Annotated in this window: 21 protein-coding genes; 16 read left to right on the plus strand and 5 right to left on the minus strand. The window is 71.5% G+C overall.

The features are described from left to right. Positions 1-98 precede the first annotated feature (98 nt). From ACIBG7_RS30780 to ACIBG7_RS30815, 8 genes are all read left to right on the plus strand, one after another. Positions 99-1262: an acetoin utilization protein AcuC gene (locus ACIBG7_RS30780; protein WP_357919735.1), complete on the plus strand. Its 1164-nt coding sequence runs from the start codon at positions 99-101 to the stop codon at positions 1260-1262. Positions 1263-1310: 48 nt separating this feature from the next. Beyond that, the gene (locus tag ACIBG7_RS30785; RefSeq protein ID WP_357919738.1) at positions 1311-2093 is read left to right on the plus strand and encodes a phosphatase; all 783 of its coding nucleotides are present in this window, start codon (positions 1311-1313) and stop codon (positions 2091-2093) included. Positions 2094-2405: 312 nt separating this feature from the next. After that, on the plus strand, positions 2406-2609 hold the full coding sequence (locus ACIBG7_RS30790; protein ID WP_026214222.1) for a helix-turn-helix domain-containing protein: 204 nt from the start codon (positions 2406-2408) through the stop codon (positions 2607-2609). Between the two features lie 199 nt (positions 2610-2808). Continuing rightward, entirely contained in the window at positions 2809-2907 is a 99-nt protein-coding gene (locus ACIBG7_RS30795) for a 30S ribosomal protein bS22 (RefSeq protein ID WP_018654693.1), read from the plus strand. Positions 2908-2929: 22 nt separating this feature from the next. Then, positions 2930-3898 carry an NAD-dependent epimerase/dehydratase family protein gene (locus tag ACIBG7_RS30800; RefSeq protein ID WP_357919741.1) on the plus strand — a complete coding sequence of 323 codons (969 nt, stop codon included), beginning with the start codon at positions 2930-2932 and terminating at the stop codon, positions 3896-3898. Further along, entirely contained in the window at positions 3895-4809 is a 915-nt protein-coding gene (locus ACIBG7_RS30805) for a lysophospholipid acyltransferase family protein (RefSeq protein WP_357919744.1), read from the plus strand. The genes ACIBG7_RS30800 and ACIBG7_RS30805 overlap by 4 nt, the downstream gene beginning before the upstream one ends. Before the next feature lie 62 nt (positions 4810-4871). Continuing rightward, entirely contained in the window at positions 4872-5450 is a 579-nt protein-coding gene (locus tag ACIBG7_RS30810; RefSeq protein ID WP_357919747.1) for an RNA polymerase sigma factor, read from the plus strand. Then, positions 5450-6382, plus strand: a complete 933-nt coding sequence (locus tag ACIBG7_RS30815; protein ID WP_397338471.1) for an LCP family protein — start codon at positions 5450-5452, stop codon at positions 6380-6382. The genes ACIBG7_RS30810 and ACIBG7_RS30815 overlap by 1 nt, the downstream gene beginning before the upstream one ends. A 3-nt stretch (positions 6383-6385) precedes the next feature. Here ACIBG7_RS30815 and ACIBG7_RS30820 read toward each other — a convergent pair whose 3' ends face one another. From ACIBG7_RS30820 to ACIBG7_RS30830, 3 genes are all read right to left on the minus strand, one after another. Further along, positions 6386-7264 (minus strand): HAD-IB family hydrolase, encoded by an 879-nt coding sequence (locus tag ACIBG7_RS30820; protein WP_357920380.1) that lies wholly within the window; start codon positions 7262-7264, stop codon positions 6386-6388. A 22-nt stretch (positions 7265-7286) separates the two neighbouring features. Continuing rightward, positions 7287-7904: a DUF5667 domain-containing protein gene (locus tag ACIBG7_RS30825; protein ID WP_397338472.1), complete on the minus strand. Its 618-nt coding sequence runs from the start codon at positions 7902-7904 to the stop codon at positions 7287-7289. A gap of 62 nt (positions 7905-7966) precedes the next feature. Next, on the minus strand, positions 7967-8611 hold the full coding sequence (locus ACIBG7_RS30830; RefSeq protein ID WP_357919756.1) for a sigma-70 family RNA polymerase sigma factor: 645 nt from the start codon (positions 8609-8611) through the stop codon (positions 7967-7969). A 202-nt stretch (positions 8612-8813) separates the two neighbouring features. Here ACIBG7_RS30830 and ACIBG7_RS30835 point away from each other — a divergent pair, with 202 nt between their 5' ends. Beyond that, positions 8814-10265, plus strand: a complete 1452-nt coding sequence (locus tag ACIBG7_RS30835; RefSeq protein WP_397338473.1) for an antibiotic biosynthesis monooxygenase — start codon at positions 8814-8816, stop codon at positions 10263-10265. 22 nt (positions 10266-10287) lie between these two features. On the opposite strand, the gene ACIBG7_RS30840 is transcribed toward ACIBG7_RS30835, so the two are convergent. Continuing rightward, the gene (locus ACIBG7_RS30840; protein WP_357919762.1) at positions 10288-10521 is read right to left on the minus strand and encodes a glutaredoxin family protein; all 234 of its coding nucleotides are present in this window, start codon (positions 10519-10521) and stop codon (positions 10288-10290) included. A gap of 80 nt (positions 10522-10601) precedes the next feature. On the opposite strand from ACIBG7_RS30840, the gene ACIBG7_RS30845 reads away from it, so the two are divergent. From ACIBG7_RS30845 to ACIBG7_RS30870, 6 genes are all read left to right on the plus strand, one after another. After that, positions 10602-11333 carry a redox-sensing transcriptional repressor Rex gene (locus ACIBG7_RS30845; protein ID WP_397338474.1) on the plus strand — a complete coding sequence of 244 codons (732 nt, stop codon included), beginning with the start codon at positions 10602-10604 and terminating at the stop codon, positions 11331-11333. After that, on the plus strand, positions 11330-12574 hold the full coding sequence (locus tag ACIBG7_RS30850) for a glutamyl-tRNA reductase (RefSeq protein ID WP_357919765.1): 1245 nt from the start codon (positions 11330-11332) through the stop codon (positions 12572-12574). The genes ACIBG7_RS30845 and ACIBG7_RS30850 overlap by 4 nt, the downstream gene beginning before the upstream one ends. Beyond that, complete coding sequence (gene hemC / locus ACIBG7_RS30855) at positions 12571-13479, plus strand: hydroxymethylbilane synthase (protein WP_357919768.1); 909 nt, start codon at positions 12571-12573, stop codon at positions 13477-13479. Before ACIBG7_RS30850 ends, hemC begins: the two co-directional genes overlap by 4 nt. After that, positions 13476-15020 (plus strand): bifunctional uroporphyrinogen-III C-methyltransferase/uroporphyrinogen-III synthase, encoded by a 1545-nt coding sequence (locus tag ACIBG7_RS30860; protein WP_357919771.1) that lies wholly within the window; start codon positions 13476-13478, stop codon positions 15018-15020. The genes hemC and ACIBG7_RS30860 overlap by 4 nt, the downstream gene beginning before the upstream one ends. Before the next feature lie 49 nt (positions 15021-15069). Then, the gene (hemB, locus tag ACIBG7_RS30865) at positions 15070-16053 is read left to right on the plus strand and encodes a porphobilinogen synthase (RefSeq protein ID WP_397338475.1); all 984 of its coding nucleotides are present in this window, start codon (positions 15070-15072) and stop codon (positions 16051-16053) included. Positions 16054-16191: 138 nt separating this feature from the next. After that, positions 16192-16821 carry a bifunctional DNA primase/polymerase gene (locus ACIBG7_RS30870; protein ID WP_357919777.1) on the plus strand — a complete coding sequence of 210 codons (630 nt, stop codon included), beginning with the start codon at positions 16192-16194 and terminating at the stop codon, positions 16819-16821. A 21-nt stretch (positions 16822-16842) separates the two neighbouring features. Here ACIBG7_RS30870 and ACIBG7_RS30875 read toward each other — a convergent pair whose 3' ends face one another. Then, positions 16843-17268 carry a nuclear transport factor 2 family protein gene (locus ACIBG7_RS30875; RefSeq protein WP_357919779.1) on the minus strand — a complete coding sequence of 142 codons (426 nt, stop codon included), beginning with the start codon at positions 17266-17268 and terminating at the stop codon, positions 16843-16845. Between the two features lie 69 nt (positions 17269-17337). Here ACIBG7_RS30875 and hemL point away from each other — a divergent pair, with 69 nt between their 5' ends. Then, complete coding sequence (gene hemL, locus ACIBG7_RS30880; RefSeq protein ID WP_397338476.1) at positions 17338-18627, plus strand: glutamate-1-semialdehyde 2,1-aminomutase; 1290 nt, start codon at positions 17338-17340, stop codon at positions 18625-18627. The last annotated feature ends 67 nt before the right edge of the window (positions 18628-18694 follow it).

Genomic DNA, 18694 nt, shown 5'->3' on the forward strand with positions numbered 1-18694 from the left:
TTTCCCTCAGGTGAACCCCCGGCCACGATGCGCGGGCCCGTGTGAACACCAGGCGTCGCGCCTGCGGTAACGTCGCCAGCAACCGAGGAGGGAGACTCATGTCCGGACCGGCGCGGGTGATCTGGGACGACGCCCTGACGTCCTACGACTTCGGACCGGGGCACCCTCTCGCCCCCATCCGGGTCGAGCTGACCATGGCACTCTCCCGCGAGCTGGGCGTCCTCGACCACGTCGAGGTCGTCGGCTGCGCCCCCGCCACCGACGACGAGCTGGCCCTGGTGCACAAGCGCGGCTACATCGAGGCGGTCAAGCGGGTCTCGGCCACCGGCGCGGCCGACCTGTCGGCGGGCCTCGGCACCTCGGACAACCCCGCCTTCGCCGGCGTGCACGAGGCCTCCGCGCTGATCGCCGGCGCCTCGCTGGCCGCCGCCCGCACGGTCCTCGAGGGTACGGCGGAGCACGCCGTCAACGTCGCCGGCGGCCTCCACCACGCGATGGCCGGCCAGGCCAGCGGCTTCTGCGTCTACAACGACCCGGCCGTGGCGATCGCCTGGCTGCTGGCGCAGGGCGTGGAGAAGGTGGCCTACGTGGACGTCGACGTCCACCACGGCGACGGCGTGCAGGCGCTGTTCTACGACGACCCGCGGGTGCTGACGATCAGCCTGCACGAGTCGCCCCGCACGCTCTTCCCGGGCACCGGGTGGGCCGCCGAGACGGGCGCCGAGGGTTCGGCGGTCAACGTGGCGCTCCCGGCCGGCTGCGGCGACTCCGGCTGGCTGCGGGCCTTCCACGCCGTGGTGCCGCCGCTGCTGCGCGAGTTCCGGCCGGACGTCCTGGTGACCCAGCACGGCTGCGACAGCCACGCCCTCGACCCGCTGGCGCACCTGATGCTCAGCCTCGACGGCCAGCGCACGGCCTACGCGGAGCTGCACCGGCTGGCGCACGAGACGGCCGGCGGGCGCTGGGTGGTCACCGGCGGCGGCGGGTACGAGCTGGTCCAGGTCGTGCCGCGGGCGTGGACGCACCTCATCGCCGAGGCGTCCGGGCACCCGCTCGATCCGCGCACGCCGACCGGGGCCGGGTGGCAGGCGATGGTCCGTGAGCGCACCCGGGAGGCGCCCCCGTTGACCATGACCGACGGCCGTGTCCCGGAATTTCAGGACTTCGCCGATGGTTATGATCCAGCGGATCCCATCGACCGGGCGATCATGGCGACCCGGACCGCCGTCTTCCCCTTCCACGGGCTCGACCCGCAGCCCTAGGCCGCCCAGGTCGTCGAGAGTCGAGAGTCGAAGAAGGAGAGGACACCCGTGCTCAGCCGCGACGAACTCCGCGAGCACCTGATCCGCACCCGGATCGCCGGCGAGGTCGCGACTCCGCGGGAGAACAACCTCGACCACTACGCGTCGCTGGCCAACCGCGACCCGCACTACACCTTCGGCCTGAGCGTCGAGCAGGCGTGGTCCTTCCGCGACATCCTCGCGCTGATGGCCAAGTCGGCCGGCGTGAACGCCGATCCCAAGCACCGGCACGGCCAGGACACCATCGACCCCGACCGGACCATCGACGCGCTCGACGCGATGGCCGACCGCCTGGCCGCCGCGCTGGCCAAGCCGAACCCGAAGCTGCTGTTCGCCACCGGCCACCCGACCGGGCTGCTCGCCGTCCACCTGGAGCTGGCCCGGTTCGCCGCGGCCCGCGGTGCCACGCTGCTGACCCCGGCCGAGGGCTGGAGCTATTGGGGACAGGGTTTCGGTCGCCGGCGGGTCATCCGCTACCTCGGTGACGTGGCCATGCTCGACGACCGCGGCGGTTTCGTGCACACCCACGACCCGGCCCCCATGCAGGCCATGCTGGCCGAGCTCGGGGACGAGCGGCCGGATCTGGTCGTCGCCGACCACGGCTGGGCCGGAGCGGCCGGCGAGGCCGGGCTGGCGACCGTGGGCTTCGCCGACAGCAACGACCCCGCGCTGTTCCTCGGCGAGGCCGAAGGCAAGGTCGAGGTGGTCGTCCCGCTCGACGACAACGTGCTGCCGCGCTATTACGCGCCGTTGGCGGAGCGCCTCGTCACACGTGCCTCACGGGCCAGTTGAGTCGAATTCGGTCCTCCCTATACCGTCTTTTCGCGCCTGCATTTCGAGAGGCTCGTCGCCCCTTTGCCAACTCATGGGCGGGCTCGGGCGACTCTTATGTGTACGAAGTTGGACAGTTCCAACCTTTAGGCGAGGGGCACGGCCCGGCTGCTGGCCAGCATGTTTGCTGGTTCGGCTGACAGGTGGCTCCGATAACTGGGAAAATAGGGGGTTTGCGCACTCGGAGTCCCGACTTACGCTGACGGCAGTACACGTGCGTGAGCAATGGCACCAGTGGGGATAACCCGGAAACACGTGCGGAAGAGGCGTCCGATGGGTGCAGGCGAAAGACCTCTCAGCGAGGTGAAGTTCCTGACCGTGGCAGAAGTGGCCACTGTCATGAGGGTGTCCAAGATGACGGTGTACCGGCTGGTGCACTCGGGCGAACTGCCGGCCATCCGGGTCGGCCGCTCGTTCCGTGTGCCGGAGCAGGCGGTGCACGACTATCTGCGGGAGGCCTACATCGAGGCGGGTTGAGGCGAAAGCCCCGACCCTTCGGGTAGCGCTCGTCCGAGACCGGGCGTGAATACATGATCCAGGTGAGACGCCCGGCCGCTCCGGTGGCCGGGCTTCACCCCCCAGGGGGCGATCTACCACGGATCGCCGGTAGTCTGTGACCCGGTGTGCGCTCCGCGCACCGGTTTCACTTGTAGATAACCATCACCCTGGGGGTCCCATGGGCTCTGTCATCAAGAAGCGCCGCAAGCGGATGGCCAAGAAGAAGCACCGCAAGCTGCTCAAGAAGACGCGCATCCAGCGACGTAACAAGAAGTAGCGGACGTAGCTGTGAGGCGCCGATGACCCGCACCGTGCTCGTCACAGGGGTCTCGCGCCACATCGGCGCCCGGGTGGCGAGCGTGCTCGCCGCCGACCCCGGGATCACTCGTGTCATCGGAGTGGACACCGTGCCGCCCCCCTCGCTCACGCGAGACGGCGGCATGTCCCTGGGGAAGACCGAGTTCGTCCGCGTGGACCTGCGCAGTCCCGACATCGCGCAGGTGATCGCGGCCGCCGACATCGACACGGTCGTGCACATGAGCCTGGTCAGCGCTCCCTCGCGGGAGTCCGGCCGGGCGGCCATGAAAGAGCACAACGTGATCGGCACCATGCAGTTGCTGGGCGCCTGCCAGCGCTCCGAGACCGTGCGCCGCGTGGTGGTCCGCTCCACCACGGCGGTCTACGGCTCCTCGCCACGAGACCCCGCGGTCTTCACCGAGGACTACGAGCCGCATGACGGGCCCTCGCACGGCTACGCCAAGGACGCGGTCGAGGTGGAGGGCTATGTCCGCGGCTTCGCGCGGCGGCGGCCCGACATCTGCGTCTCCACGCTGCGCTTCGCCAACTTCATGGGCCCCGGCGTCGACTCGCCGCTGACCCGCTACTTCGCCCAGCCCGTCGTGCCGACCGTGTTCGGCTTCGACCCCCGGCTGCAGTTCGTCCACGAGGACGACGCGGTCGAGGTCCTTCGGGCCATGGCGAACGACGACCACCCCGGCACGTTCAACGTGGCCGGGGCAGGCGTGCTTCTGCTGTCGCAGTGCCTGCGGCGGGCCGGCCGGGTGCCGCTGCCGCTGCCCTCCCCGGCCTTCAGCCTGATCGGTGACGTCGCCCGGCGGGCGGGCCTGGTCGACTTCTCGCCCGAGCAGCTCCGCCTGATGAGCCACGGCCGCGCGGTGGACAGCCAGCGCGTGGCGGACGAACTGGGCCGGCCGCTGAAGTTCAGCACCGCCGCCGCCTTCGACGACTTCCTGAGGTCCCACCGGTGAGTTCCGACCCCGCCAACGGCCACGACCACGACCACGCCCGGGTGATCCCGATCACCGAGGCGCCCTCCTACGCGAAGGAGGGCGAGCCCGACCCGCTGGCCAAGGCGCTCGCCTTCGTGCGGCGCCGGCTGACGGGGGAGTACGAGGTCGACGAGTTCGGCTACGACCCCGACCTGACCGACAACCTGCTGATGGAGCTGGCCAGGCCGATCTACCGGCACTGGTTCCGGGTCGAGACGCTCGGCCTCGACCGGCTGCCGGACGACAGCGGCGCGCTGGTCGTGGCCAACCACTCCGGCACGCTCCCCATCGACGCGCTGATGATGCAGGTCGCCCTGCACGACGAGGCCGGTCGGCCCTGCCGCCTGCTCGGCGCCGACCTGGTCTACCGGCTCCCGCTGCTCGGCCACCTGTCCCGCAAGTCCGGCCACACCCTGGCCTGCCGCGAGGACGCCGACCGGCTGCTGCGCAAGGGCGAGCTCGTCGGCGTCTTCCCCGAGGGCTTCAAGGGCATCGGCAAGCCCTTCTCCGAGCGCTACAAGCTGCAGCGCTTCGGCCGGGGCGGCTTCGTCGCCTCGGCGATCCGGGCCGGCGTGCCGATCGTGCCCACCGCGATCGTGGGGGCGGAGGAGATCTATCCCAAGATCGGCGACCTCAAGACGCTCGCCCGGCTGCTGGGCCTGCCGTACCTGCCGATCACCCCGCTCTTCCCGTGGCTGGGGCCGCTCGGGCTGGTGCCGCTGCCGTCCAAGTGGATGATCGAGTTCGGCGAGCCGATCCGCACCGACGAGTTCGAGCCGGCGGCGGCCGACGACCCCATGGTGGTCTTCAACCTCACCGACCACGTCCGCGAGGCGATCCAGACGATGCTGAACGAGTTGCGGCTGAAGCGCGGTCACGCCTTCCTGTGAACCCGGCCGGGGCGAAGTGGAGAGAACCCTTCGACCGATTCCCCGACGGAAGACACGGCTCTATGACCGCACCCCCGCTCCCCGGGGTTCTGGACAGCGACGTGGTTCGCGAGTCCCTGGACCGGCCGGAGTCCTTCGCGGCGCTGTTCGACCGCTACTCCGGCATGATCTACCGCTACGTGTCGCGCCGGATCGGGCCGGAGGGCGCCGAGGACCTCGTCGGTGAGACCTTCGCCGTGGCCTTCGCCCGGCGGCACCGCTACGACCAGTCCTACCTCGACGCCCGGCCCTGGCTGTTCGGCATCGCCACCAAGCTCCTGGCCCGCCACCACCGCACCGAGCAGGCCCGCTACCGCGCCCTGCTGCGCAGCCCGGTGGACGGGCCCGCCGCGTTCCCCGCCGACGACGTCGCCGCCGGGGTGAGCGCCCGCGCCGCGCGGGGCGAGCTCGCCCGGGCGCTGGCCGTCCTGCAGAAGAGGGACCGTGACGTGCTGCTCCTGTTCGCCTGGGGCGACCTCGCCTACGAGGAGATCGCCCGGGCCCTCGACATCCCGATCGGCACCGTGCGCTCGCGGCTCAATCGGGCCCGGCGCAAGGTGCGCGCCGCGCTCGGCGACACCAACCCCCTGGAGGAGGCGTGATGGACGACCTGCGGATCCTGCGAGACCTCGGGCAGGAGCTGGAGAGCGAGCCGCCCGCCACGCTGGCCCGCCGGCGCGAGACCATGTACGGCAGGCCGCGACGCCGCCGGACGGGCTGGTTCACCTTCTCGCTGGCCGCGGCGGTTACGGCCCTGGCCATCGCGGTGCCTTCCGTGCTGGTGAACTCGCAGTCCAACACCATCGACGTCCTGACGAGCCCGCGTCCGGCGGCGGCGCCGGGGGCGCTGAACATCCTGGTCGTCGGCAGCGACGGCGAGCGCAGCGGCCTGCTGCTGGTCGTGCAGATCACCGCCGACCGCAAGCGGGCCCAGGTCGTCACCATCCCGGACGACACCACGGTCACGCTGCCCTCCTGCGGGGGCGGGAAGCAGGGCCTGATCACCGCCGCCTACGCCGCGGGCGGCCTGCGCTGCACCCGGGAGACCGTCGAGAAGGCGGTGGACGTGCGCGTCGACCACGCGGTCGAGCTCGGTTTCGCCGGCCTGGCGTCGATGGTCGACGCGGTCGGCGGCATCGAGGTGACCCTCGCGGAGCCGATCGACGACGCCCGAGCCAAACTGCACCTCAAGGCCGGGCGGCAGGTGCTCACCGGGGCTCAGGCGGTCGGTTACCTGCGCCTGCCTTCGGGTGGCGAGGTGACCCGCCAGTTGACCGTCCTGCGCGCGCTCGGTACCAGTGCCCGGCGGCACCTGACGGATGCCGGCAGGCTCGCCGAGTTCCTCCGGGCCGCCGGCTCCTGGGTCAGGACCGACGACGACTTCGACCCGGAGGCCATGCAGGCGCTGGCCCTGGGGCTGGCCGACACCCGGATCGACTACGGCTCCGTGCCGGTCAAGGCCGCACCCGGGGATCCGGACCGGGTGCTCCTGGTCACGGAGGAAGCGCGCGCGCTGTTCCGCCGGCTGGAGTGACGGTCAGCCTCGACGGTAGAGGCGGCGTAGCGCGATGGCCGCCGCGACGCCGCCCGCCACGGCCCCGAGGCCGGCGGCGATCGGCAGCGCGGTGAGCGTGGCCTTGCGGCCGGTGCGGAAGTCCTTGATCACCCAGTCGTGCGCGCGGGCGTGCTCGCGCAGCTCGGAGTCGGGGTTGATGGCCACCGCCCGGCCGACGAGCGACAGCAGCGGCAGGTCGTTGGCCGAGTCGCTGTAGGCGGTGCAGCGGGTGAGGTCGAGGCCCTCGCGCCGGGCGAGCGCCCGGACGGCCTCGGCCTTGGCCGGCCCGTGCAGCAGGTCGCCGACCAGGCGGCCGGTGTAGACGCCGTCCGCGGTCTCGGCGACCGTGCCCAGGGCGCCGGTCAGGCCGAGCCGCTGCGCGATCACCCGGGCCAGCTCGACCGGGGTCGCGGTGACCAGCCAGACCCGCTGGCCGGCGTCGAGGTGCGACTGGGCCAGCGCGCGGGTGCCGGCCCAGATGCGGTCGGCCATCGCCTCGTCGTAGATCTCCTCGCCGAGCCGTACCACGTCCTCGACCTTGCTCCCGGCCACGAAGGCCAGGGCGGTCTCGCGGGCGACCGCGATGTGCTCGGGGTTCTCGCTGCCGCGCAGCCGGAAGGCGGCCTGGCCGAGGGCGAAGCGCACCAGGTCGGAGGTGCTGAACATGCCGCGGGTGGCCAGGCCCCGGGCGAAGTGGTAGATCGACGCGCCGCGCATCATCGTGTTGTCGACGTCGAAGAAGGCGGCCGCCTCGGGGTCAGGTGGAGCGGCCTCGGGCTCGGCCGCGACGGCGGCCGCCGCCGCCACCTCGCCGGCGATCTCCGCTTCCCCCTGATGCCGTCGTCGTCGTAGAAGCCGCATCATGAAGTCAGCTTAAGGGGTCTCATTGCGGGGCAACGAGACCGTCGATGTACTGCAGGTAACCGTTGACCTTGTCCTGGTCGGCCCCGGCGACCCGCTCCAGCATGGGTTCGACCATGTCGCGCTGGTCCTCGGCGAACTCCTTGACCGTCGTCGAGCGGGGCAGCTTGCTGATGCCGGAGCGGGTGCTGGTCGCCATGTCGTCGAGGGTGGCCGCGACGTGCTGCCCGCCGTCGGGGGAGTCGAGCAGCGCGTTGAGCTCCTCGGCGCGGGTCTTGGCGGAGACGAGCTCGCGCTCGGCGCGGTCGACCGGGTCGGCGCTCAGCCGTACCAGCGTGTCCTCCGCGGCCCGCTTGAGCGGGTAGAGGGCGTCGCCGGGCAGCGAGTGGTAGGTCAGCGCGGCCCAGACCATCATCGAGGCGGTCAGCCCGACCGTGGCGAGCTGGGTGAACCACGACAGCCGGCGCACCGGGCGGACCGGCCGGGCGAGCGGCTCGGCGGGGGCGGGACCGGCGGTCATGAGCTGCTCGCGCAGCTTGGCACGGAACGTCGCGTCGGGCCCGCCGCCCAGCGGAGCGTGCTGCAACTCCGCGAGCTGAGCCATGAGGCGCTCTCCCGCTTCGCGCCGCGACTTACGCATGAGACCTTCTTAGAGCGTGATCCACCCGTGTACAGGGCCTAACGAGGGCCCGCGTGGCGAGGTTACGCCGAGTCGGGGGTGAGGTCGTGCTTGAGTGCCCGCGCCAGCGCGCGGACCGCCCGGAACTGCAGCGCTTTGATCGCTCCACTCTTCTTCCCCATGATCAGCGCGGTCTCCGCCAGGGACAGCCCGTGCAGGAACCGCAGCACCACACACTCCTGCTGCTCGGGGTTGAGATCCCGTACGGCACGCAGCAGGCGGTCGTTGACCAGCGCGGTGACCACGGCGTTCTCGGGGATGTGCGCCCCGTCCAGCGGGACGTCGAGCACCTCCCCGGTCGGGATCTCCAGCCGGTAGCGCCCGGACTTGTAATGGTCGGTGACCAGGTTCCGGGCGATGGTCACGAGCCAGGCGCCGAAGTCGCGGCCCTGCCAGGTGAAGTCGGCGATGCGGCGCAGAGCGCGGAGGAAGGTCTCGCTGGTCAGGTCCTCGGCCAGGGCGTGGGAGCCGACGCGGAAGTAGATGTAGCGGTAGACCAGGTCCAGGTAGCGGTCGTAGAGCGTTCCGAAGGCGTCGCTGTCGCCGGTCTTGGCGCGCAGCACCAGCGTGCGGAGGTCGTCCTCGCGCACGGCGAGCTCGCTCGGCCGGGGTGCGGTCGCGGTCATGATCCCGGCGAGCGACCATGACTGGGGGGCAGGCTCTGGCATCCGGTTTCCCTGGGGGTTCGGCGTGCTCGGAACACTCTAAGAGCTACTTCCCGACTTGGGATAGTGCGGATTGCGGCTGCTTTCGTCAATGCCTTACCCCGCGTGGCACAGGTAGTCATCCCTCCCGGATACCGTGTGGCCACACGTTTCCCCTCTTTCGGCTATCCGCCGAGCAGCATTGTCAGGCAGCATTGGAGTCATCATGGAGATCCTCGTTGCCGTCCTTGCGTTCGCCGGAGCGCTTCTCGCCGCGGTCGCCGCGGGAGCCCTGGCCAGTCGCCTCCGGGAGGAGCCGGAGGGGTGGCTGATCGCCTGGACCGTTGCAGCGGCCGGTCTCGCGCTGGCGCTGGGCGGCATCGGCTTCGGGCACCTGGTGGGCTTCGGCACCTGGACCTTCAAGATCTACCAGCTCGGCGGCTCGTTGCTGGCGCCGCTGTGGATGGGCATCGGGCTGGTGCAGCTGCTGGCCGACCGGGTGCCGCCGCGCTTCGCGGCGTGGCTGGGCGGCATCGCGGTGACGGTGGTCGTGGCCGTGGTGATCCTGTTCGACCCGGTCGCCAAGGCCGGCTCCATGGGCAAGTCGCTGCCTCTCGCCGCGACGCACTGGTCGCCGATCTTCGCCGGGTACGCCCTTTTCGGCGTGCACATAATTACCGCGCTGCTCATGGTCGGCGGCATCGTCCTGGCCGTGCTGCGCTGGCGCAGGGGCGACGAGTACGACCTGGACAACCTGCACGCCACCCTGGTGGTCGCGCCTTCCGGGCTGGCCCTGCTGGGCGCCCTGCGCTTCACCGTGCCGGGGGTCTTCACCACCGCGTTGCTGCTCGTCGCCGCGGCGGGCCTGTGGTACTGCGTGCTGCGCCCGCTGGCGCCGTACGAGGACGACGAGGAGGACGCCATCACCGCCGACCGCGACCGCGCGCACCAGAAGTCCTTCGCCGAGCCGCCGCCCCAGCAGCAGGCCCCCGCGCCCGTGCGGCCCCGGCACAGCTCCGGGCTGGGCGAGCTGGTGGCCGAGTACCGCGCCGGCGACTCGGCACCCGAGTTCCGCGGCGGCACCCTGGCGGCCGAGTACCGTCCCGAGCCGGCCTTCGACTCCGGCCCGGCCACCGGGCTGTTCCTGCCGAACGGGGCTGCGCCGCAGCAGCCCCCGGCCCCCGAGTACGGCAGGCACGGCGCCCCCCAGAACTACCCGCAGACCGGCCCGCAGCCGATCCCGCCGGGCTACGGCCGCCCGCAGGAGCCGAGCATGCCCGCGACCGGCATCATGTACCCCGGCGCGGACGTCTTCGGCGCCTCCGCCCCCGCGGCCGGCAACCGCCCCTCGCCCAAGATCTTCGGCCTGCTCACCGTCTTCACCCTGATGGACGGCTACGGCGAGGCCTTCGACCGGCTGGCCGAGGAGGCCGTCGAGGCGGTGCGCCGCAACGAGCCCGACACGCTGCTCTACGTCTGCCACGGGGTGAAGTCCGCGCCGCTCCAGCGCATCGTCTACGAGCTCTACCGCGACGACGTCGCCTACGCCGACCACCAGCGCCAGCCGCACGTCGAGCGGTTCATCGGCGAACGCCAGCCGATGGTGCTGGCCACCAACGTGATCGAGCTCACGGTCAACGCGGCGAAGGTGATGCCGCTCCCGACCGCGCTCTTCTAGGGCTCTTCCAGGGGAGCGGCTTCTAGGCGAGCGCCGCTCGCAGCCGCTCCTCCGAGACGCGCCAGAAGTCGTGCTGCACCCCGTCGACGAGCGTCACGGGGATCAGCTCCCAGTACTTCTCCTGCAGCTCGGGCGAGGAATTGATGTCGACTTCCGTCCACGACACACCGAGCTCGCCGCTCACGCGCGCGATCACTTCGCGCGCGTCGTCGCACAGGTGACAGCCGGGCTTGCCGAGCAAGGTGACGCGATGCATGGGGCCAACACTACCCAGTGACTTTGTGCATCGGTTCACAAAGGGATTAACCTGAAGGATGGTTCGATTTCATTGACGCGATGCCGGGAACCCGGATCGCCCGCACGACCTGGAGCTCCGTGTCCCGTCGCCCGTCCCCAACCCGTGACCGCGGCATTCCCGAGGCGACGGTGGCCAGGCTGCCGCTGTACCTCAGGGCGCTGAACGGCATGGCCGAGCGGGGGATAGCCACGGTCAGTTCCGAAGACCTGGCGACCGCCGCCGGGGTGAACGGCGCGAAGCTGCGCAAGGACCTGTCCCACCTCGGCTCGTACGGCACGCGCGGCGTCGGCTACGAGGTGGAGTACCTCGTCTACCAGATCTCCAGGGAGCTCGGCCTCACCCAGGACTGGGCCGTCGCCATCGTCGGAGTGGGTAACCTGGGCCGCGCGCTGGCCAATTACGGCGGTTTCGTCTCCAGGGGCTTCCGGGTGGCCGCGTTGCTCGACGCGGACCCCGAAGTGGTGGGCGACACCATCGCGGGGTTGAATGTCGTACACATCGACGAACTGGAAACCGTGATCAAACGGCGCGGGGTGTCGATCGTGGTCCTGGCGACACCGGCGGCCGCGGCCCAGGCGGTGTGCGACCGGGTGGTCAACGCGGGCGTCACCAGCATCCTGAACTTCGCCCCCGTCGTGCTTTCCGTGCCGGACACCGTCGAAGTCCGTAAGGTCGACCTATCGATCGAGCTGCAGATCCTTGCGTTCCACGAGCAGCGCAAAGCGGATCGCGAAAGTGGGGGGCCACTGATGGCCGTGGATAGTCAATGAGCGTTCTCGTCGTCGGGCTGAGCCACCGGACCGCTCCGGTGGCCCTGCTGGAGCGCGTCGCGGTCGCCGGGGAGCGGCTGGAGAAGCTGCTGTTCGACGTGCAGCAGGACGTGAGCGTGGCGGAGGCCATGGTCGTCTCCACCTGCAACCGGGTCGAGGTGTACGCGGCGGTCGACCGCTTCCACCCCGCGCTGACCGCGATCACCGATCTGCTCTCGGTGCACAGCGGCGTGGACGACCTGACCAAGAACCTCTACGTGCACTACGAGGACCGCGCGGTCGAGCACCTGTTCTCGGTCGCCTGCGGCCTCGACTCCATGGTCGTGGGCGAGGGCCAGATCCTCGGCCAGGTACGGCAGGCGCTCAAGCTGGCGCAGGAGCACGGCACCGCGGGCGCGGTCCTGAACGAGCTGGTGCAGCAGGCGCTGCGGGTGGGCAAGCGGGCGCACGCCGACACCGAGCTCGACCTGGCCGGAGCCTCCCTGGTCGGCGCGGGCCTGCAGCTCGCCGGGCCGGTGGCGGGCAAGCGGGCCCTGGTCGTGGGCGCCGGCTCGATGAGCGGCCTGGCGGTGGCCACGCTGGCGCGCGCCGGTCTGGGGGAGATCGTCGTCGCCAACCGCACCTTCGAGCGGGCCGCGCGGCTGGCCGAGTCGGTGGGCGGCCGGGCGATCGGCCTGGGCGAGATCGACCTGTCCGAGGTGGATCTGGTCGTCTCGTGCGTCGGCGCGGGCCACCACGTGATCACGCCCGACCTGGTCACCAAGCCGGTCTTCATCCTCGACCTGGCGATGCCGCACGACGTCGACCCGGCCGTGCGCGAGCTGCCCGGCGTCACCCTGGCCGACCTCGAGACGATCAGGGACTCCGGCATCGCCGTACGCGGTGAGGAGGCCGTCGCGGCCGTCCGCGCCCTGGTCGCCGAGGAGCTGGAGGCTTTCCTCCACGCCGAGCGCGCCGCCCGGGTCACCCCGACGGTGGTGGCGCTGCGCAGCAAGGCCGCCGGTGTCGTCGAGGCCGAACTGGGCCGGCTGCTGATGCGCCTGCCCGAGCTCGACGAGCACGCCCGCGAGGAGGTGACGCAGACCGTGCGGCGGGTCGTGGACAAACTCCTTCACGAGCCGACTGTGCGTGTCAAGCGGCTCGCCACCTCCCCGGGGGGCGATCATTATGCGGAGGCTCTGCGCGAGCTGTTCGATTTGGACCCGAAGATGCCCCAAGCCGTCAGGGAGGTGGAGCTGTGAGAGCACTACGACTGGGCACCCGGCGCAGCCTCATGGCGACCACGCAGTCCCAGATGGTCGCCGACGCCTACACCGCAGCCACCGGCCGCCCCGTGGAGCTGGTCGGCATCACCACCTTCGGTGACGTCACCAAGGCCCACCTGGCCCAGCTCGGCGGCACCGGCGTGTTCGTCAGCGCGCTGCGCGACAAGCTGGTCGAGGAGGAGGTCGACTTCGCGGTGCACTCGCTGAAGGACCTGCCGACCAAGCCGGACGAGCGCTTCGTGCTCGCCGCCCTCCCGGCCCGCCACGACCACCGCGACGCGCTGGTCGGCACCGCCAGGCTGGTCGAGCTGCCGGCCGGCGCCAGGGTGGGCACCGGCTCGCCGCGGCGCATCGCCATGTTGCGTGCGCTCCGCCCCGACCTGGAGTACGTGCCGATCCGCGGCAACGCCGACACCCGGATCGGGAAGGTCACCTCGGGTGAGCTCGACGCGGTCGTGCTGGCCAGCGCCGGACTCAACCGCATCGGCCGGGCCGCGGAGATCGCCCAGGTCTTCGAGGTCGAGGAGCTGCTGCCGGCCCCCGGGCAGGGCGCGCTCGCCGTGGAGTGCCTGGCCGAGAAGTCACCTCTCGTCGAGTTCCTCAGCGTGCTCGATGATGGAAGGACACGTTCCGCCGTCACGGCGGAGCGGGTCGTGCTCAACGCGCTCGAAGCGGGGTGCTCGGCGCCGGTCGGCGCCTACGCCCTCGACGACGGGCACACGCTGAACCTGACCGCCGCGGTCGTCTCCCTGGACGGCTCGCAGGCGGTACGCAAGTCCGCCGCCGGTTCCCCTTCGGACGCCGAGCGTCTCGGCCGCCTCCTGGCGGCGGAGATGCTGGCCGAAGGAGCCGACAGATTGATGGGGGAGCATTCCCATTGACCGCCGATAGTCCGACCTCAGCGTTCGTCGCCTTCGTGGGAGCGGGTCCGGGTAATCCCGACCTGCTGACCCTGCGGGGCGCCGAACTGCTGGCCAAGGCCGATGTGGTCGTCCTCGACGAGGACGCCTACGGTCCGCTGCTGCGGCACTGCCGCGAGGGCGTGGAGGTGCTCGAGGGCGATTACCTCGGGCGCGCCCAGGCCGGCCAGCTCGTGGTGCGCCTGTGCGAGGGCGACCCGATGTTGTTCTCCTCGATCGCCGAGGAGGCAGCGGCCTGTGCCGCCGCTGAGGTGGACTTCGAGGTCGTCCCGGGTGTCCCGCCGGCGACCGCCGTCCTCACCTACGCGGGCATCCCGGCGGCGACCGCCGTACCGGAGTTCCGGGTGGTGGACGCCGCGCAGGAGCAGGACTGGGCCTCGCACGCCGCCTGTCCCGGCACGCTGGTCATCTACAACGGCATCGAGCAGGCCGTGCCGATCGCCAAGGCGCTGGTCGCCAACGGCCGGTCCGACGCCACGCCGGTCGCCGTCTCCAGCGGCGGCACGACCACCGAGCAGTACACCGTGGTCACCACGCTCGGCCGGATGCAGCCCGACCTCAAGCACGCCGGCTTCGCCGAGCCCGCGCTGATCGTCGTCGGCGACGCGGTCGGCATGCGCGACCAGCTCTCCTGGTTCGAGACCCGGCCGCTGTTCGGCTGGCGGGTGCTGGTGCCCCGCACCAAGGAGCAGTCCGCGGGCCTGTCGGAGCAGCTCCGCTCCTACGGCGCGGTGCCCGAGGAGGTGCCGACCATCTCGGTCGAGCCGCCCCGCACCCCGCAGCAGATGGACCGCGCGATCAAGGGCCTGGTCACCGGCCGCTACGAGTGGGTGGCCTTCACCAGCTCGAATGCGGTCAAGGCGATCCGCGAGAAGTTCGAGGAGTACGGGCTCGACGCCCGCGCCTTCGCCGGCCTCAAGGTGGCCGCGGTGGGCGAGGCGACCGCGCGGGCGCTGATCGAGTTCGGGGTCAAGCCCGACCTCATGCCGGTCGGCGAGCAGTCGTCGGAGGGCCTGCTGGCCGAGTGGCCGCCCTACGACTCGATGCTCGACCCGATCAACCGGGTGCTGCTGCCGCGCGCCGACATCGCCACCGACACGCTCATCGCCGGGCTGACCGAGCTGGGCTGGGAGTGCGACGACGTCACCGCCTACCGCACCGTCCGGGCCGCCCCGCCGCCCGAGCCGACCCGGGTCGCCATCAAGACCGGCGGCTTCGACGCGGTGCTGTTCACCTCCTCCTCGACCGTGCGCAACCTGGTCGGCATCGCCGGCAAGCCGCACACCACGACGGTGATCGCGGTCATCGGGCCCCAGACGGCCAAGACGGCCGAGGAGTTCGGGCTGCGGGTGGACGTCATGGCGGACAAACCGTCGGCTTCGGCCCTGGCGGCCGCTCTGGCGGAGTACGGTCAGAAGCGGCGTGAGGCCGCCGTCGCCGCGGGTGACGTGCCCAAGCGTCCCTCGCAGATGCGGCGCGGAGCGCGGCGCCGCGCCAAGTAGTCCATCCACCCCCGCTCCCGGCGAGCCCGCCGGGTTCGTAGGAGTTCCCATGACAGCTCAGTTCCCCGCGGCGCGACCGCGGCGGCTCCGCCGTACTCCCGCCATGCGGCGGATGGTCACCGGGGTGCGGCTGCACCCGGCGGAGCTGATCCTCCCGCTGTTCGTCAAGGAGGGCATCAGCGAGCAGCAGCCGGTCGGCTCCATGCCCGGGGTGGTGCAGCACACCCGTGACTCGCTGCTCAAGGCGGTGCACGAGGCGGCCGAGGCGGGGGTCGGCAGCGTCATGCTGTTCGGCGTCCCGGAGGAGAAGGACGCCTACGGCTCGGCGGCCGACGACCCCGAGGGCATCACCCAGGTGGCCCTGCGCGAGGTGACGGCCGAGTTCGGCGACGCGCTGGTGGTGGGCGCCGACACCTGCCTCGACGAGGTGACCGACCACGGCCACTGCGGCGTGCTGGCGCCCGACGGAACCGTGGACAACGACCTGACGCTGGAGCGCTACGCCTCGATGGCGGTGGCGCAGGCGCGGGCCGGCTCCCAGCTCATCTCGCCCAGCGGCATGATGGACGGCCAGGTGCGCGCGATCCGCCGGGCGCTCGACGGCGCCGGATTCGCCGAGGTGCCGATCCTGGCCTACTCCGCCAAGTACGCCTCCGGCTTCTACGGCCCCTTCCGCGACGCGGTGGAGCTGCCGAAGAACTTCGGCGACCGCAAGGCCTACCAGCAGGACCCGGCCGGGCCGGTCGGCGAGTCGCTGCGCGAGGTGGCGCTCGACGTGGCCGAGGGCGCGGACATGGTGATGGTCAAGCCGGCCGGCGCCTACCTCGACGTGCTGCACCAGGTGAAGGCCATGGTCGACGTGCCCGTGGCCGCCTACCAGGTGAGCGGCGAGTACGCGATGATCGAGGCGGCCGCGGCCAACGGCTGGATCGACCGCGAGCGGGCCATCATGGAGTCGCTCATCGCGATCCGCCGCGCGGGGGCCGACCTGATCCTCACCTACTGGGCCACCGAGGTGGCGCGCCGGCTCTAAGTGGGGGTTTCCCGGTGACGCGTGCGCCCCGTGCGTTAGAGTGCGATGACAAGTGCGGGTGTGTCCTGTTGGAGAGCTTCCTGCGTGCGTCTTCGCCCGGAGCCGGACCATCCCAGGTTTTTCGACGGGAGTTGAGGCATGGTCGGCGTACCCATCGCACGGCGCACCAGGAAACGGGCCGCGCATCCCACGCGGATCGACGCTGTGCTCGGGTACGCCGCGCTCGGGTGGGCCAGTGCTCCCGGCGCGCACCCGATGCGTCAGGGCCACCGCGCCTGTTCCTGTGACCGGATCGGCTGTCCCAACCCCGGCCAGCACCCGCTCTCGCCCGCCTGGAACCTGCAGGCCACCACAGACACCGCGCTGCTCACCGCCTGGTGGCAGCGCGAGCCCGAGGCGAATGTGATTCTTCCCACGGGCCGCGTCTTCGACGTCTTCGACGTACCCGCCGCCCTCGGCCTGTCCGCGCTCACGCGCATGGACGCCGCAGCGGTCTTCACGGGCCCGGTCGCCGCCAACGGCGACCGGGTCCTGTTTTATGTGGCCACCCGGGGCAATCCCGAGGACGAGGACGAGTGGTGGTCGTGCAGCCTCGACTGCGTGCCCTCGGAGGTGGCCGAGACGCCGGGGCTGCGCTGGCACTGCCGGGACAGCTTCGTGCTCGCGCCGCCCTCGACGCTGCCGGGCGGCCAGGCCGTCTCGTGGCTGCGCCAGCCGGACGGGCGCCCGCTGCCCGACCCGCTGCGCGTCCTGGACTTCCTGGTCTGACCCCGCCGCTTCCTCTTCCGGCTAGCCCCGCTGTGCGGGCTGCCAGCCGTAGCCCCATCCGGCCTGGACCATCGTCTGGAAGGCCCAGCCCTGCTCGGTGCGGATGAGCAGGTCGGCGTAGTGCATGCGCTGCCGCTGCCCCTCGATCGTCATCTCCGCCTCGGTCTCGACGACCACGAGGTTCTCGCTCAGGAAGCGCGGCGTGCGCTTCGACGTGAGGTCGAGCCCGGCCGTGCCGCCGCCCATCGACTCCTTCATGGCCTCGACGTACTCCTCGCGGCTCCACTGCCTGACCGCCGCGTACCCGCCCGGCACGTCCGTCGCCAGGTTCATCGGGAAGACCGCCAGGTCGGCCAGGCGCTCGATCGCGCCCTCGTCGGCCAGCCGGTCGTAGTCGGCGAACCACGCCTCGATGCTCTTCAGTTCCTCAACACTCGGCTGGTACATAGTGCTCCTCTCGTTGCCGTACAACGTACCGTAGAGTGTACGGCAAAGCAACCGACTACCCTGGAGCGAGTGAGCGGAACCGATAACTCCGAGGCCCTGTTCGCCCGCGCGAAGGCCGTCGTCCCAGGTGGCGTCAACTCTCCGGTGCGCGCCTTCGGCGCCGTGGGCGGCACGCCGCGCTTCATGGCCGCCGGCCAGGGCCCCTACATCACCGACGTCGACGGCAACCGCTACGTCGACCTCGTCTGCTCCTGGGGCCCGATGATCCTGGGCCACCGCCACCCGTCGGTCGTCTCCGCCGTCTCCGGCGCGCTCGACCACGGCTTCTCGTACGGCACCGCCACCCCCGGCGAGGTCGAGCTGGCCGAGGAGATCGTCGTCCGGATGGCGCCGGTGGAGAAGGTCCGCCTGGTCAGCTCCGGCACCGAGGCCACGATGAGCGCCGTGCGCCTGGCCCGCGGCTTCACCGGCCGCTCCAAGGTGGTCAAGTTTGCCGGCTGCTACCACGGCCACGTCGACGCGCTGCTCGCCTCGGCGGGCTCGGGCGTGGTCACCTTCGGCCTGCCCGACACGCCCGGCGTCACCGGCGCCTCGGCGGCCGACACGATCGTCCTGCCGTACAACTCGGTCGAGGCGGTGCGGGAGGCCTTCGCCGCCTTCGAGATCGCCTGCGTGATCACCGAGGCGTGCCCGGCCAACATGGGCGTCGTCCCGCCCGCGCCCGGCTTCAACGCCTTCCTCAAGGAGATCTGCGCGAGCAACGGCGCGCTGCTCATCGTCGATGAGGTGCTGACCGGCTTCCGCGTCTCGCCGGCCGGCTGGTACGGCCTCGACCCGGTCGACGCCGACCTGATGACCTTCGGCAAGGTGATGGGCGGCGGGCTGCCCGCGGCGGCCTTCGGCGGCCGGGCCGACGTCATGGCGCACCTCGCGCCCGAAGGCCCGGTCTACCAGGCCGGCACCCTGTCCGGGAACCCGCTGGCCTGCGCCGCCGGCCTGGCGACGCTGCGTGCCCTCGATGCGGGCGCCTACGCGAAGGTGGACGCGGCGGCGGCCGCGGTCTCGGCGGCCGCTTCCGAGGCGCTGAGCGCCGCGGGGGTGCCGCACCGGCTGCAGAGCGCGGGCAACCTGTTCTCGATCTTCTTCACCGACGCTCCGGTGAGTAACTTCGCCGAGGCCCAGACGCAGAACACCGCGGCCTACCGGGCGTTCTTCCACTCGATGCTCGACTCCGGCGTGTACCTGCCGCCGTCGGCCTACGAGGCGTGGTTCCTGTCGGCCTCGCACGACCAGGAGGTGCTGGAGCGCATCGCGCAGGCGCTCCCGGCGGCGGCGAAGGCGGCTTCGACGCAGGTGTGACACCAGGCAGGCGGGTGGGCCACTGCGGACGTGCGGTCGAGGCCCGGCTGCCGGAAGAGCCGGGGCT

Source organism: Nonomuraea sp. NPDC050328, from assembly GCF_044459405.1.
GTDB lineage: Bacteria > Actinomycetota > Actinomycetes > Streptosporangiales > Streptosporangiaceae > Nonomuraea.

Bases quoted from the DNA above. Each gene is read 5' to 3' on its own strand.
- hemB (WP_397338475.1), top strand. From the start codon at position 15,070: ATGACAGCTCAGTTCCCCGCGGCGCGACCGCGGCGGCTCCGCCGTACT.
- ACIBG7_RS30820 (WP_357920380.1), bottom strand. From the start codon at position 7,264: ATGCGGCTTCTACGACGACGACGGCATCAGGGGGAAGCGGAGATCGCC.
- ACIBG7_RS30870 (WP_357919777.1), top strand. From the start codon at position 16,192: ATGGTCGGCGTACCCATCGCACGGCGCACCAGGAAACGGGCCGCGCAT.
- ACIBG7_RS30835 (WP_397338473.1), top strand. From the start codon at position 8,814: ATGGAGATCCTCGTTGCCGTCCTTGCGTTCGCCGGAGCGCTTCTCGCC.
- ACIBG7_RS30825 (WP_397338472.1), bottom strand. From the start codon at position 7,904: ATGCGTAAGTCGCGGCGCGAAGCGGGAGAGCGCCTCATGGCTCAGCTC.
- ACIBG7_RS30800 (WP_357919741.1), top strand. From the start codon at position 2,930: ATGACCCGCACCGTGCTCGTCACAGGGGTCTCGCGCCACATCGGCGCC.
- ACIBG7_RS30790 (WP_026214222.1), top strand. From the start codon at position 2,406: ATGGGTGCAGGCGAAAGACCTCTCAGCGAGGTGAAGTTCCTGACCGTG.
- ACIBG7_RS30780 (WP_357919735.1), top strand. From the start codon at position 99: ATGTCCGGACCGGCGCGGGTGATCTGGGACGACGCCCTGACGTCCTAC.
- ACIBG7_RS30815 (WP_397338471.1), top strand. From the start codon at position 5,450: ATGGACGACCTGCGGATCCTGCGAGACCTCGGGCAGGAGCTGGAGAGC.
- ACIBG7_RS30850 (WP_357919765.1), top strand. From the start codon at position 11,330: ATGAGCGTTCTCGTCGTCGGGCTGAGCCACCGGACCGCTCCGGTGGCC.
- ACIBG7_RS30810 (WP_357919747.1), top strand. From the start codon at position 4,872: ATGACCGCACCCCCGCTCCCCGGGGTTCTGGACAGCGACGTGGTTCGC.
- ACIBG7_RS30875 (WP_357919779.1), bottom strand. From the start codon at position 17,268: ATGTACCAGCCGAGTGTTGAGGAACTGAAGAGCATCGAGGCGTGGTTC.
- ACIBG7_RS30830 (WP_357919756.1), bottom strand. From the start codon at position 8,611: ATGCCAGAGCCTGCCCCCCAGTCATGGTCGCTCGCCGGGATCATGACC.
- ACIBG7_RS30795 (WP_018654693.1), top strand. From the start codon at position 2,809: ATGGGCTCTGTCATCAAGAAGCGCCGCAAGCGGATGGCCAAGAAGAAG.
- ACIBG7_RS30840 (WP_357919762.1), bottom strand. From the start codon at position 10,521: ATGCATCGCGTCACCTTGCTCGGCAAGCCCGGCTGTCACCTGTGCGAC.
- ACIBG7_RS30845 (WP_397338474.1), top strand. From the start codon at position 10,602: ATGCCGGGAACCCGGATCGCCCGCACGACCTGGAGCTCCGTGTCCCGT.